At 65.4% G+C, this 13,217-nt stretch carries 11 protein-coding genes and 2 pseudogenes; 11 read left to right on the forward strand and 2 right to left on the reverse strand.

Annotation, left to right across the window (positions count from 1 at the left end):
• Positions 1 to 37: 37 nt before the first annotated feature.
• A complete protein-coding gene (gene kdgD, locus AC2CQI_RS18060) occupies positions 38 to 949 on the reverse strand; it encodes a 5-dehydro-4-deoxyglucarate dehydratase (protein WP_075801620.1) in 912 nt (303 codons plus the stop codon).
• Between the two features lie 264 nt (positions 950 to 1,213).
• Between kdgD and AC2CQI_RS18065 the strand changes: the two are divergent.
• The 4 genes and pseudogenes from AC2CQI_RS18065 to AC2CQI_RS18080 all read left to right on the forward strand — a co-directional run.
• Positions 1,214 to 1,933: pseudogene (locus tag AC2CQI_RS18065) on the forward strand (MCP four helix bundle domain-containing protein); the annotation flags it as partial.
• Positions 1,934 to 2,242: 309 nt separating this feature from the next.
• Positions 2,243 to 2,839: pseudogene (locus AC2CQI_RS18070) on the forward strand (methyl-accepting chemotaxis protein); the annotation flags it as partial.
• 34 nt (positions 2,840 to 2,873) lie between these two features.
• Entirely contained in the window at positions 2,874 to 3,755 is an 882-nt protein-coding gene (locus tag AC2CQI_RS18075) for a LysR family transcriptional regulator (RefSeq protein ID WP_484577467.1), read from the forward strand.
• Between the two features lie 177 nt (positions 3,756 to 3,932).
• Positions 3,933 to 4,910, forward strand: a complete 978-nt coding sequence (locus AC2CQI_RS18080) for a cyclase family protein (protein ID WP_484577468.1) — start codon at positions 3,933 to 3,935, stop codon at positions 4,908 to 4,910.
• Here AC2CQI_RS18080 and AC2CQI_RS18085 read toward each other — a convergent pair.
• On the reverse strand, positions 4,907 to 5,689 hold the full coding sequence (locus AC2CQI_RS18085) for an AraC family transcriptional regulator (RefSeq protein WP_484577469.1): 783 nt from the start codon (positions 5,687 to 5,689) through the stop codon (positions 4,907 to 4,909). The genes AC2CQI_RS18080 and AC2CQI_RS18085 overlap by 4 nt on opposite strands.
• A gap of 82 nt (positions 5,690 to 5,771) precedes the next feature.
• Here AC2CQI_RS18085 and panB point away from each other — a divergent pair, with 82 nt between their 5' ends.
• The 7 genes from panB to pqqB all read left to right on the forward strand — a co-directional run bounded on the left by panB (position 5,772) and on the right by pqqB (position 13,214).
• Positions 5,772 to 6,593 (forward strand): 3-methyl-2-oxobutanoate hydroxymethyltransferase, encoded by an 822-nt coding sequence (gene panB / locus AC2CQI_RS18090; RefSeq protein ID WP_484577470.1) that lies wholly within the window; start codon positions 5,772 to 5,774, stop codon positions 6,591 to 6,593.
• Positions 6,594 to 6,632: 39 nt separating this feature from the next.
• A complete protein-coding gene (locus tag AC2CQI_RS18095) occupies positions 6,633 to 7,094 on the forward strand; it encodes an Lrp/AsnC family transcriptional regulator (protein ID WP_075801626.1) in 462 nt (153 codons plus the stop codon).
• Between the two features lie 261 nt (positions 7,095 to 7,355).
• The gene (locus AC2CQI_RS18100; protein ID WP_484577471.1) at positions 7,356 to 9,038 is read left to right on the forward strand and encodes a flavin monoamine oxidase family protein; all 1,683 of its coding nucleotides are present in this window, start codon (positions 7,356 to 7,358) and stop codon (positions 9,036 to 9,038) included.
• A 13-nt stretch (positions 9,039 to 9,051) separates the two neighbouring features.
• Entirely contained in the window at positions 9,052 to 9,849 is a 798-nt protein-coding gene (locus AC2CQI_RS18105; protein ID WP_484577472.1) for a carbon-nitrogen hydrolase family protein, read from the forward strand.
• 41 nt (positions 9,850 to 9,890) lie between these two features.
• Positions 9,891 to 12,002 carry a pyrroloquinoline quinone biosynthesis protein PqqF gene (gene pqqF, locus AC2CQI_RS18110; protein ID WP_484577473.1) on the forward strand — a complete coding sequence of 704 codons (2,112 nt, stop codon included), beginning with the start codon at positions 9,891 to 9,893 and terminating at the stop codon, positions 12,000 to 12,002.
• 160 nt (positions 12,003 to 12,162) lie between these two features.
• Positions 12,163 to 12,234, forward strand: coding sequence for a pyrroloquinoline quinone precursor peptide PqqA (pqqA, locus tag AC2CQI_RS18115; RefSeq protein WP_003243383.1), 72 nt, complete (start codon positions 12,163 to 12,165; stop codon positions 12,232 to 12,234).
• 68 nt (positions 12,235 to 12,302) lie between these two features.
• Entirely contained in the window at positions 12,303 to 13,214 is a 912-nt protein-coding gene (gene pqqB, locus AC2CQI_RS18120; RefSeq protein ID WP_484577474.1) for a pyrroloquinoline quinone biosynthesis protein PqqB, read from the forward strand.
• Positions 13,215 to 13,217 lie beyond the last annotated feature (3 nt).

Genomic DNA, 13,217 nt, shown 5'->3' on the forward strand with positions numbered 1-13,217 from the left:
TCCGGTGTGCGGCTTTTGGCAGGCCGCGGGGTCAGGCTTATTGCGGACCCATCTTGTCCATCAGTGCAGCGAGCATCTCGACTTCTTCAGGGGTCAGGTCGGTCAGCGGGGTACGCACCGGGCCTGCGTCATAGCCAGCGATCTTGGCGCCGGCCTTGACGATGCTGACGGCGTAGCCGGCCTTGCGGTTGCGCAGTTCCAGGTACGGCAGGAAGAAATCGTCGATCAGCTTGCCAACGGTGGCGTGGTCGTCACGGGCGATGGCGTTGTAGAAGTCCATCGCGGTCTTCGGCACGAAGTTGAACACGGCGGACGAGTAGACCGGCACGCCCAGGGCCTTGTAGGCAGCAGCATAAACCTCGGCGGTCGGCAGACCGCCCAGGTAGCTGAAGCGATCGCCCAGGCGGCGACGGATGGACACCATCAGTTCGATGTCGCCCAGGCCGTCCTTGTAACCGATCAGGTTCGGGCAACGCTCGGCCAGACGCTCCAGCTGCACGGCGTTCAGGCGGCAGACGTTGCGGTTGTAGACCACCACACCGATCTTCACCGATTTGCACACGGCTTCGACGTGGGCGGCAACGCCGTCCTGGCTGGCTTCGGTCAGGTAGTGCGGCAGCAGCAGCAGGCCCTTGGCGCCCAGGCGCTCGGCTTCCTGTGCGTATTCGATGGCCTGGCGGGTCGAGCCACCAACACCAGCGAGAATCGGCACGGTACGTTCGCAGGTGTCGACCGCAGTCTTGATCACCTGGCTGTATTCGCTGGCAGCCAGCGAGAAGAATTCACCGGTGCCGCCAGCAGCGAACAGGGCGGTGGCGCCGTACGGGGCGAGCCATTCCAGGCGTTTGATGTAACCGGCCTGATGGAAGTCGCCCTGGGCATTGAAGTCGGTGACAGGGAAAGACAGCAAGCCATGGGAGAGGACGGTGCGCAGTTCTTGTGGAGTCATTGTTGTAGGCATCCTGTGGCGCTTGGGTGATGAAGGTAAATGCTTCGAAGTGGATGTAGGTTATCGTACAAGTTGTACGATGACTAGCCCCTTGATCGGGGTAAATCAGCCAGTCGTCCGATCACAATCGACCGTTCATCCCCTTTTCCGGGCAAAAAATGCCCTCTCCAACCCCCGCCGCACTCAAGAAGGCCGCGGCTTTGCCGATAGACGGGCATCGTTATCGTACAACTATAAGAACTGCCCTTAAAAGGACCGCTGCCCATGAACCTGCGCCACCTGACCATCGCCCGCCGTGCCGGCCTGGGCTTCACCCTTATTTCCCTGCTGGTCGCCCTGCTTGGCGGCTTCGCCGTGGTGCAGATGCAGGCCATCCGCCAAAGCGAAGTGGCGGTCGAGACCAACTGGGTGCCGAGCCTGCGGGTGATCAGCGATACCCGCGAGATCATGCTGCGCATCCGCACCATCTCCCTGCGCATGGCCCTCGACCCGGACCCGGCCAACACCGCCACCTACCAGGGCCAGATGGACGTGCGCCTGAAGGACCTGGACAGCAAGCTGGCGGTGCTCGACGCCTTTATCGACACCCCTGAGGAAAAGACCCTGGCGCAGGCCTTCCGCAGCAGCCTGGCGGAATACCGCAACGGCCTCGACCGCTCCTTCGAACTGGCCCGGCAGAAAGACCTCGCCGGCCTGAACAAGCTGTTGCTGGTGGACATGAAGCAGGTGGTGGACAACTCGGGCAAGGCCCTGGCCGACTTCAGCGATCTGTACGCCAAGCAGATCGATGCCGAAGGCAAGGCCGCCGAAGCCCAGTACGACCGCTCGTTGCAGATCATCATCATCTTCGTGGTGATCGCCGCACTGGCCACCATCGCCCTGGCCCTGTGGCTGACCCGCGGCATCGTCCGTCCGCTGGAGCGCGCCGTGCGTACCGCCGAGCATGTCGCCGAGGGTGACCTGACCCAGCAGATCCACGTGGAGGGCAATGACGAAGTGACCCGCCTGCAACGTGCCCTGCAACAGATGCAAAGCAACCTGCGCTCGGCCATGCGCCATATCAGCGACTCCGCCACCCAGCTGGCCTCCGCCGCCACCGAGCTGAACTCGGTCACCGAAGACAGCTACCGCGGCCTGCACCAGCAGAATGCCGAGATCGAACAGGCCGCCACTGCCGTCAACGAGATGACTTCGGCGGTGGAAGAAGTGGCGCGCAACGCCGCCTCCACCTGCGACGCCTCCACCCAGACCAGCGACTCCGCCCGCGCCGGGCAGACCCGGGTCATGGAAACCGTGCAATCGATCCAGACCCTGACCCACGATGTGCAAGGCACTGCCGGCCTGGTGCGCAACCTGGTGGACCAGTCCCAGGACATCGGCAAGGTCCTCGACGTGATCCGCGCCATCGCCGAGCAGACCAACCTGCTGGCCCTCAACGCCGCCATCGAGGCCGCCCGCGCCGGCGAGTCCGGGCGCGGTTTCGCCGTGGTCGCCGACGAGGTCCGCGCCCTCGCCCACCGCACCCAGCAATCCACCCTGGAAATCGACGGCATGGTCACCGCGATCCGCAGCGGTTCGTCCAAGGCCCTGGAGTCGATGCTGGGCAGTTGCGAGCGCGCCGAGTCCACCCTGGAAATGGCCCGTGGTGCCGGCGACTCGCTGGTGCAGATCACCGACTCGGTCAGCCAGATTTCCGACCGCAACCTGGTGATCGCCAGCGCCGCCGAAGAGCAGGCCCAGGTGGCCCGCGAGGTGGACCGCAACATCGTCAATATCCGCGACCTGTCCAGCGAGTCGACCCAGGGCGCCAACCAGATCAGCGCGTCGAGCAACGAGCTGTCGCGGCTGGCCGAAGACCTCAACCAGGTCGTCGCGCGCTTCCGGATCTGATCAAATAGCCGTCCTTACACCAGGGACGGCGAGCATGGACACCTTCACCCTGATGCGCTCCTTTCGGCGCATCGTCGAACTGGGCGGCCTGGGCAAGGCGGCGGAAGACCTCGATCTTTCCGCCGCCGGCCTGAGCAAGCAACTGCGCACGCTGGAAGACCACCTCGGCACCGTGCTGCTGCAACGCACCACCCGCCGCCAGAGCCTGACCGCCAGCGGTCAGGCCTATTACGAACGCTGCTGCGAGCTGCTCGACCAGCTCGACCAGCTGGAGCGCTCGGTGCACCAGGCAGCGCAGCGCATCAGCGGCAAGCTGCGGGTCAATGCGCCGCTGTCCTTCGCCTTGAGCACCCTGGCGCCGGTGCTGGCCGGGTTTCTCGAAGCACATCCCGGAGTGGAGCTGGACCTGGTGATGGAGGATCGCCTGGTCGAGGCGGTCAGCCAGGGCTTCGATGTTTCGATCCGTCTCGCACCGGGGCTGGCCGATTCTTCGCTGGTCGCCAAACGCCTGGGCTCGCTGCGCCAGGTTCTGTGCGCCGCTCCCGGCTATCTGCAACGGCACGGGCAGCCTGCCGGCCCCGACGATCTGAGCGGGCATGCGCAACTGCACTACAGCCTCAGCCAGCAAGCCGGCGCTGCGCCGGAGCAGGCCCCAAGGGTGACGGTCAACAACAGCCTGATGCTGCGCGAGCTGCTGATCGCCGGACTGGGCATCGGCTGGCTGCCCTCCTTCCTGGCCGATGGCCCATTGGCCGACGGGCGCCTGCTGCGGGTGTTCCCCGAGCAGCAGGACAGCGCCCGCCAGGTCTACGCCGTCTACCCCAGCAGCCGCCATTTGCTGCCACGGGTGCGAGCCTTCGTCGACTACCTGGCCGAGCACCTGCCCGCCGCCATGGGTAGCGATTATCAACCCTGAGCGAAATATCCCTGCACCGCCGGCACCTTAATCCGGCCGGGCATCGCCCCTAGACTGGCTGCACTTCGTCGGGCCCGACGCAGCCTCAACCCTTCCGCCCCGCCCTGTTGCCGTGGCCGCCGCTGGCGTGCCAGGGAACCGTCGCGTCGGGGCACTGGCGAAACAGGAACGACGCTCATGAACACCCCACTGCTTGCCACCCTGCTGGCCCTGGCCCTGACCAGTGCCGTCCATGCAAATGAGGCGCCGAAAGTCGGCACCAGCCCCTGGGGCCCGGACGACGAGATCGGCCGGCTCAACCTGATCACCGACAAATCCCGCACGGCGGTAATGGCGCGGGTCGACGCAACGAAGGTCTACGACCTCGCCACCGAGTACTACATCGGCATGCCCAGCTGGCAAGCCGCAGGCGATCCCCACTACCAGTTCTGGATGACCCACACCCCGCGCGGCACCGTGGTCGACGACCCGCTCGGCGTCGGTCACGAAATGAACGCCCTGCGCAGCTACACCGGCACTGCGTTCTCCATGTACGGCCACACCGGCACGCACATCGACGCGCTCAACCACTTCGGCATCGACGGCAAGATCTGGAACAACTTCAGCGCCGACGAGCACCTCGGCGACCGCGGCTGGAAAAAGACCGGCGTGGAAAAATTCCCGCCATTGGTCGCCCGTGGCGTGCTGATCGATGTCGCGGCTGCCAGGGGCGTGGACATGCTGCCGGACGATTACCGCATCACCCGCAGCGATCTGCAGGACGCCCTCAAGCGCCAGGGCACCGAGCTGCAGCGCGGCGATATCGTGCTCATCCGTACCGGCCGGATGAAGCTCTACGATCAGCCTCAGGCCTATATGCGCCAGTCACCGGGCATGGGCCTGGACGCCGCGCGCTACCTGGTGGAGGAAGGCAAGGCGATGATCCTCGGCGCCGACAATCTCAGCTTCGAGGCTTTCCCTTCGGAGGTCGCCGATGATTATGTACCGCTGCACACCTACCTGCTGGCGCAGAAAGGCGTGCCGATCATGGAACTGGTGGCGCTGGACGACCTGGCCCGGGACAAGGTCTACGAGTTCGCCTTTATCGGCGGTCCGCTGAAAATCCGGGGCGGCGACTCGGCGCCGCTGCGTCCACTGGCCATGCCACTGCGCTAGAGACGGGCGGCCCAGGCACCTGGCGTGGTGCCGTACTGACGCTGAAACAAGGCAATGAACGCCGACACCGAGTCATAGCCCAGCTCGTTGGCCACCGCGGTGACGCTGCCACCCTGCTCCAGCATCGGCAGCGCCGCCAGCAGGCGCAGGCGTTGGCGCCAGGTCTGGAAGGGCATCTGCGTCTGCGCCTGGAACAGCCGCGCCAGGGTCCGGCGCGAGGCACCGACCAGTTGCGCCCAGTCCTCGATGCTGCGGTTGTCTTCAGGGGTCATCTGCAAGGCATCGGTGATCCGCCGCAGGCGCGGGTCGCTGGGCAGCGGCAGGCTGAAGGGCGCCTCCGGCAACTCGCGGATCTCGTCCACCAGCACCTGCAGCAGCCGCGCCTGCGGGCTGTGCTCCGGATAGTCGTTGCCGAAGCCGCTGGCCTTGCCGATCAGCTCGCGCACCAGCGGCGTCACCTGCACCACGCAGCACTCACGCCGGTAACCGTTGAGCACCGCATCGCTCAGGTACAGGCTGCGAAAAGCCAGGGTGCGCTCGCTGTACACCGTGTGGCGCAGGCCGGCGGGAATCCACATGCCGCATTGCGGCGGCAGGAGGAAATTGTGCTGCTCGGTCAGCACCTGCATGCTCCCGGCGCCCGCGTAGGTGAACTGCACCCAGTCATGGCTGTGCATGTCGATCCGGTACCCCGCCGGGATATCGAACATGCGCCCGTGCACCGGCCGCTCCAGTTGCTCCGGCACGGGCGGCACGAAGTCTTGTCCCATCTGCTGCATTGATCGTCCCCTTTGCTCAAGTGAGCCACTGATGCCGATGTTAGCCTGCGCCGCGTCTGGTTGAACAACAGGAGTTTCATCAATGAGCACGCAGATCCAGCAAGGCCGCCTGAGCATCCCCGTCATCCGCCAGCGCAAGGGCGCCGGCAGCCTGGTGGCGCTGACCGCCTACAGCCTGCCGATGGCACGCTGGGTCGATGCCCATGCCGACGTGATCATCGTCGGCGACTCGGTGGGCATGGTGCTGTACGGCATGCCCAGTACCCTGGGCGTCACCCTCGAGATGATGATTGCCCACGGCCAGGCGGTGATGCGCGGCGCACAGCGCGCCTGCGTGGTGGTGGACCTGCCGTTCGGGACCTACCAGGCCTCGCTGGAGCAGGCCTTCATGAATGCCGCGAAGGTGCTGCGCGAGACGGGCGCCCAGGGCGTCAAGCTGGAAGGCGGCGAGGAGATGGCCGGGACCGTGGCCTATCTGGTCAAGCGCGGGATTCCGGTGATGGCCCATGTCGGGCTGATGCCGCAGCAGGTCAATGCGCTGGGCGGGTTCAAGGCCCAGGGGCGGGATGAGCAAAGCGCGGCGCGGGTTCGCCGTGATGCCCTGGCGATGCAGGCGGCGGGGGCGTTCTCCATCGTCCTCGAAGGCATTGCCGAGCCGCTGGCCCGGGCACTGAGCGAGGAGCTGGAGATTCCCACCATTGGTATCGGTGCTTCACCGGCTTGTGACGGCCAGGTGCTGGTGACCGAGGACTTGCTGGGGCTGTTCGGCGAATACCAGCCGCGCTTCGTCAAGCGTTACGCCGAGCTGGGCAGGGTGATCGACCAGGCGCTGGGCGAGTATGCCCGGGAGGTGCGTGGCGGGCAGTTCCCCGGGCTGGAGCACTGCTTCAAGGCGGCGGGTTGAGTACACTGGGGCGGTCTTCGCCTTGCCCTTGAGAAGCCCATGTCCGACAGCCGCACCCTCGCCCTCGACGAAATCGACCGCCAGTTGATCGCCGCCCTGCAGATCAACGCCCGCGAAAGCGTCGCCACCCTCGCCCGACAACTGGGCATCGCCCGTACCACGGTGACCTCGCGGATTGCCCGGCTGGAGAAGAGCAAGGTCATCAGTGGTTATGGCGTGCGGCTCGGGCAGCGGGTGATCGATGGCGGGTTGCAGGCCTATGTGGGTATTACCGTGCAGCCCCGGGCCGGGCGCGAGATCGTGCGGCGACTGAGTGCAATGGGGCAGGTGCAGCAGCTGTGTGCAGTGAGCGGGGAATTCGACTATGTGGCCTGGCTGAGAAGTGATTCGCCGGAGCAACTGGATCAGTTGCTGGACCAGATCGGCAGCCTGGAGGGGGTGGAGAAGACCACCACTTCCATCATTCTCAGCAGCAAGGTCGATCGCGGCCAGCCTGTTTGATCGGTGGTGTCCTCAATCGCTGGCAAGCCAGCTCCCACAGGGACCGCGTGCACCGCTGAACCTGTGGGAGCTGGCTTGCCAGCGATGAGGCCATAAGAATCACCATAGTTGTCACTATGAAAACCACGATCGTCATATCAACCAATAAACCCACAAAACGACAACACTCTGCATCTTAATAACGAACACCCACCTCCCTAAAATTGACCCCCAGGCATTTCCTATACTCAGGCTCCCCAGCCCCCCTGGCAGGTCACCTCCATGAACAAGAACAACCGCCACCCCGCCGACGGCAAGAAGCCCGTCACCATCTTCGGCCCCGACTTCCCCTTCGCCTTCGATGACTGGATCGAGCACCCCGCCGGCCTGGGCAGCATTCCCGCCGCCCGCCATGGCGAGGAAGTGGCGATCGTCGGTGCCGGGATCGCCGGCCTGGTGGCGGCCTACGAGCTGATGAAGCTGGGCCTCAAGCCGGTCGTCTACGAGGCCTCGAAGATGGGCGGACGCCTGCGCTCGCAAGCCTTCGCCGGCACCGAGGGCATCGTCGCCGAGCTGGGCGGCATGCGCTTCCCGGTGTCCTCCACCGCCTTCTACCACTACGTCGACAAGCTCGGCCTGGAGACCAGGCCCTTCCCCAACCCGCTGACCCCGGCGTCCGGCAGCACGGTGATCGACCTCGAAGGCCAGACCCATTACGCGGAAAAACTCGCCGACCTGCCCGCCCTGTTCCAGGAAGTCGCCGATGCCTGGGCCGATGCCCTCGAGGACGGGGCACGCTTCGGTGATATCCAGCAGGCCATCCGCGACCGCGATGTGCCGCGTCTGAAAGAACTGTGGAACACCCTGGTGCCGCTGTGGGACGACCGCACCTTCTACGACTTCGTCGCCACCTCGAAAGCCTTCGCCAAACTCAGCTTCCTGCACCGCGAAGTGTTCGGCCAGGTCGGCTTCGGCACCGGTGGCTGGGACTCGGACTTCCCCAACTCGATGCTGGAAATCTTCCGCGTGGTGATGACCAACTGCGACGACCACCAGCATCTGATCGTCGGCGGTGTCGAGCAGGTACCGCTGGGCATCTGGAAACACATACCGCAGCGCTGCGCCCACTGGCCGGCCGGCACCAGCCTGGCCTCGCTGCACCGTGGCGCGCCGCGCCCCGGGGTCAAGCGCATCGCCCGCAACGAAGACGGCAGCCTGGCGGTCACCGACAACTGGGGCGACACGCGCCACTACGCCGCCGTGCTGACCACCTGCCAGAGCTGGCTGCTGACCACCCAGATCGAGTGCGAGGAATCGCTGTTCTCGCAGAAGATGTGGATGGCCCTGGACCGCACCCGCTACATGCAGTCGTCGAAGACCTTCGTCATGGTCGACCGGCCGTTCTGGAAGGACAAGGACCCGGAAACCGGCCGCGACCTGATGAGCATGACCCTCACCGACCGCCTGACCCGCGGCACCTACCTGTTCGACAACGGCGACGACAAGCCGGGGGTGATCTGCCTGTCCTATTCGTGGATGAGCGACGCCCTGAAGATGCTCCCGCACCCGGTGGAAAAGCGCGTCAAGCTGGCCCTCGACGCGCTGAAGAAGATCTACCCGAAGGTGGATATCGCCGGGCATATCATCGGCGATCCGATCACCGTGTCCTGGGAAGCCGACCCGTATTTCCTCGGCGCCTTCAAGGGCGCCCTGCCCGGCCACTACCGCTACAACCAGCGCATGTACGCGCACTTCATGCAGCAGGACATGCCCGCTGAACAGCGCGGCATGTTCATCGCCGGCGACGATGTGTCGTGGACCCCGGCCTGGGTCGAAGGCGCGGTACAGACCTCGCTGAACGCGGTTTGGGGCATCATGAACCACTTTGGCGGTCATACCCACGCCGACAACCCCGGCCCGGGCGATGTGTTCGACCAGATCGGCCCGATCGCCCTCGCCGACTGACAGGAGATTGCCCATGCGTATCGCCCTCTACCAGGGCTCGCCGCAGCCGCTGGATATCCGCGGCAACCTGGAACGCCTGGAAGAGCAGGCGCAGTTCGCCGCCGTCCAGGGCGCCGGATTGCTGGTCTGCCCGGAGATGTACCTTAGCGGCTACAACATTGGCCGCGAGGAAGTCGTGCGCCTGGCCGAGCCTGCGGACGGGCCGGCGGCCCGCGCCGTGGCCAGCATCGCCCGGGGCAATGGCATCGCCATCGTCTACGGCTACCCGGAGCGCGGCGAGGACGAGCGGATCTACAACAGCGTGCAGTTGATCGACGCCCGCGGTAAGCGCCTCGCCAACTACCGCAAGACCCACCTGTTCGGCGAACTCGACCGGGCCATGTTCAGCCCCGGCGGCAACCACTTCCCGGTAGTGGAACTGAATGGCTGGAAGGTCGGCATGCTGATCTGCTACGACATCGAGTTCCCGGAAAACGCCCGGCGCCTGGCCTGCGACGGCGCCGAGCTGATCCTGGTGCCGACGGCGAACATGGAGCCGTTCGACTTCATCTGCCAGGTCACGGTGCGCAGCCGTGCCCACGAGAACCAGTGCTACCTGGTCTATGCCAACTACTGCGGTGCCGAAGGCGAGATCGAGTATTGCGGGCACAGCAGCATCATCGGCCCGGACGGCAGCATCCTGGCCATGGGTGGACGCGACAAGGTCCTGCTCCTGGCGGATATCGACCTGCAGAAGGTCGCGGACGGTCGCGCCAGCACCCCGTATCTGCAGGACCTGCGCGCCGAGCTGCACAGCGCGCCACGGGACTGATTTATCCGCTAGCATGACGGCTTGCGCGTTTCGGAGCCGTCATGTCCAGCACTCTCCAGCACCTTGTCCTGAGCAACGGCCTGCGGGTCAGGCTGCGGCATGCGCCGCACCTGAAACGCGGCGCGGCGCTGCTGCGGGTCGAGGCCGGGAGCCATGACGCGCCGCTGGCTTATCCCGGGCTGGCGCACTTTCTTGAGCACCTGTTGTTTCTCGGCACCGAACGTTTCCCCGTGGAAGACGGGTTGATGCGCTTCGTCCAGGGCCAGGGCGGGCAGCTCAATGCGAGCACCCGCGAGCGGCATACCGATTTCTTTTTCGAAGTACCGCTGACGGCCATGGCCGGTGCGCTGGAGCGGCTGTGCGAGATGCTCGCGCAGCCCGTGCTGACGCTGGAACGCCAGGAGGCCGAGCGCGAGGTGATCCAGGCCGAGTGGGTGGCCTGGTCGGGCAATGCCGAGGCGCAGCGGCAGTACGCACTGTTGCGCAGCGTGTCCGCGCACCATCCGCTGGCCGGGTTTCATGCAGGGAACCGGGCGTCGTTGCCGGTACATGACGAAGCCTTCCAGCAAGCGCTGGCAGGCTTCCATCAGGGCTTTTATCACGCCGGGCAGATGATCCTGACCCTGAGCGGACCGCAGCCGCTGGAAGTGCTGGCGCGCCAGTTCGGCGCGTTGTTCGCGGCGGGTTCGAAGGTACGGCAGGCCGCTGCGCCGCCACTGCTCGACGGGCCGCTGCAACCCCAGCAGATCGAAGGTCAGCTGGACCTGTTGCTCGCCCACGAAGATCTGCCCGACAACGCCTCTTTCGATTACCTCGCCACCTGGATCGCCGACAGCCGTCCCGGCGGTCTGGTGCATGAGCTGCGCGAGCGTGGCTGGCTGGAGGACTTCAGGTTCACGCCGCTTTATCAGTTCGCCGGGCAAGCGCTGCTGCAGGTGAACGCGAAGCTGACTGAAACGGCGGACAGGAGCGAAGCAGAACGCCTGGTCCGCGACTGGCTGGTGTTCTTCGGCAATGCCGATCACCGCGACCTGCTGCTGGAATACGATCGTCTGCAAGCCTGTCGCTCACTTGGAGCGCTGGAACTGGCAAGGCGGGAAGATGGCGTGCCGCTGATCCCCGAATATCCAGGCGTCAGCCGCCACTCATGGAAACTGCCGGAAGCCGAGCCTCTGCTTGCCGCAGGAGTGCCCGATCTCGAAACGACAGCCGTGCCGACCGGCTTGATCGTCAGCCCTGTCCTTCCCGCATCGCGCAATTACGCGACGCTGTATCTGCGCTGGCCGACGGGCGATGCGCTCAAGCCCCTGATCGAACGCGCCAACCGGGCGGGTGTGGAACTCAGCGGAACCCATTGGCAACTGCGCTGCGCCGGAGCCCCGGCGCCGGTGCTCGCGGTGATCGAGCAGGCCCTGGCGATCCTGGAAAACCCGCCGCCGGCCAGCCGCAGTCACGAGCCGCCGTTGATCCCGATCCGCCAACTGATGCAACGACTGCCGCATGTCCTCGCCGCCGACGGCCAACCTGGGTGGAGCGCACTGGCGACAGGCTTTGACGCCCGGTCGCAGAATGCCCTGAACCACCTGCTCGGCCGTCTCCAGGATACGCCGCAAAAACCCATGCCTCCCCACCCCTTGCCTGCACAATGGCAACCGTTCGGCGAACCCGGCGACGAACACGCCCTGCTCCTGTTCGCCCCGGTCGCCGACGAAGCCTCGGGTCGCCTGCTCGCCCACCTGATCCAGGGCCCGTTCTACCAGCGCCTGCGCAGCGAACTGCAACTGGGCTACGCGGTGTTCAGCACCTTCCGTCAGATTCACGGCCATAGCGGCCTGATGTTCGGCGTGCAATCGCCTGGCGCCAGCCATGGGGAAATCCTCGGTCATCTGCGCGACTTCCTCGCCCGTCCCGTCGTGCTTGTCGAAGCGACCCGCGACGCCCTCGCCGCCCAGTTCCACGAGCCGGTCATGCCCAATGCGGACCTCACCGAGTGGCTCTGGCAAGCGCATCTGGCCGGCAATGACCACGCCGATCCGCAAGCACTCGCAGCGACAATCCAGCAACTCCAGCAGCCCGATATCGACCGCGTCCGGGCCGATCTGGCCAGCGAAAACCACTGGCTGATCCTCGCCAACGGTCCCGATCCGCGCTGATTCTTACCGTCCAGGTAAAACACCTTTCACGCTTAATTAACCATCCAGTACAAAATATCTTGTAGGATTCTCCCATCCCGGCGAGCTGAAACCTTCATTCCCGGGCATGGACTAAATGAGTAGCTGTCCCTCACCTGACCTATCCGGAAGGAGTAATCCCATGTGGACCAAACCTGCATACACTGACCTGCGTATCGGCTTTGAAGTGACCATGTACTTCGCGAATCGCTGAGTCCTTTCGCAGTACGACGCCTCGGCCAGCCGGGGCGTTTTCATTTTCGGACGGGGCGGGAGCCAGCCATGTACATCCAGATTCTAGGATCCGCCGCCGGCGGCGGATTCCCGCAGTGGAACTGCAACTGCGCCAACTGCAAGGGCTACCGCGACGGCAGCCTGCGCGCCACGGCCCGCACCCAGTCGTCCATCGCCCTGTCCGACGACGGCGAACACTGGATCCTGTGCAACGCCTCGCCGGACATCCGCGCCCAACTGCAAGGCTTCGCCCCGATGCAACCGGCCCGGGCCCTGCGCGATACCGGCATCGACGCGATCATCCTGCTCGACAGCCAGATCGACCACACCACCGGCCTGCTCAGCCTGCGCGAAGGCTGCCCGCACCAGGTCTGGTGCACCGACATGGTCCACCAGGACCTGACCACCGGCTTCCCCCTGTTCAACATGCTCGAACACTGGAACGGCGGCCTGATCTGGAACCGCATCGAACTGGACACCAGCTTCACCATCGACGCCTGCCCCAACCTGCGCTTCAGCCCCTTCCCGCTGCGCAGCGCCGCGCCGCCCTACTCCTCGCACCGCTTCGACCCGCACCCGGGCGACAACCTCGGGCTGATGGTCGAGGACCTGCGCACCGGCGGCAAACTGTTCTACGCCCCCGGCCTGGGCAAGGTCGACGCCAGCCTGCTGCAACGCATGCACGACGCCGATGTGCTGCTGGTCGACGGCACCCTGTGGGACGACGATGAAATGCAGCGCCGCGGCGTCGGCACCCGTACAGGCACGGAGATGGGCCACCTGCCACAGAACGGCCCCGGCGGCATGCTCGAAGTGCTCGAAGCCTTCCCCGCACAGCGCAAGGTGCTTATCCACATCAACAACACCAACCCGATTCTCGACGAGGACTCGGCCGAACGTGCCGAGCTGGACCGCCGTGGCGTGGAAGTCGCCTTCGACGGCATGAGCCTCACCCTCTAGGAA

Source organism: Pseudomonas sp. P2S-1 (assembly GCF_057197725.1).

What these genes read in the sequence shown, in the direction of transcription:
- panB (WP_484577470.1), top strand. Translation starts at nt 5,772, where the DNA reads ATGAGCACGCAGATCCAGCAAGGCCGCCTGAGCATCCCCGTCATCCGC.
- AC2CQI_RS18095 (WP_075801626.1), top strand. Translation starts at nt 6,633, where the DNA reads ATGTCCGACAGCCGCACCCTCGCCCTCGACGAAATCGACCGCCAGTTG.
- AC2CQI_RS18075 (WP_484577467.1), top strand. Translation starts at nt 2,874, where the DNA reads ATGGACACCTTCACCCTGATGCGCTCCTTTCGGCGCATCGTCGAACTG.
- AC2CQI_RS18105 (WP_484577472.1), top strand. Translation starts at nt 9,052, where the DNA reads ATGCGTATCGCCCTCTACCAGGGCTCGCCGCAGCCGCTGGATATCCGC.
- AC2CQI_RS18080 (WP_484577468.1), top strand. Translation starts at nt 3,933, where the DNA reads ATGAACACCCCACTGCTTGCCACCCTGCTGGCCCTGGCCCTGACCAGT.
- pqqF (WP_484577473.1), top strand. Translation starts at nt 9,891, where the DNA reads ATGTCCAGCACTCTCCAGCACCTTGTCCTGAGCAACGGCCTGCGGGTC.
- kdgD (WP_075801620.1), bottom strand. Translation starts at nt 949, where the DNA reads ATGACTCCACAAGAACTGCGCACCGTCCTCTCCCATGGCTTGCTGTCT.
- pqqB (WP_484577474.1), top strand. Translation starts at nt 12,303, where the DNA reads ATGTACATCCAGATTCTAGGATCCGCCGCCGGCGGCGGATTCCCGCAG.
- AC2CQI_RS18085 (WP_484577469.1), bottom strand. Translation starts at nt 5,689, where the DNA reads ATGCAGCAGATGGGACAAGACTTCGTGCCGCCCGTGCCGGAGCAACTG.
- AC2CQI_RS18100 (WP_484577471.1), top strand. Translation starts at nt 7,356, where the DNA reads ATGAACAAGAACAACCGCCACCCCGCCGACGGCAAGAAGCCCGTCACC.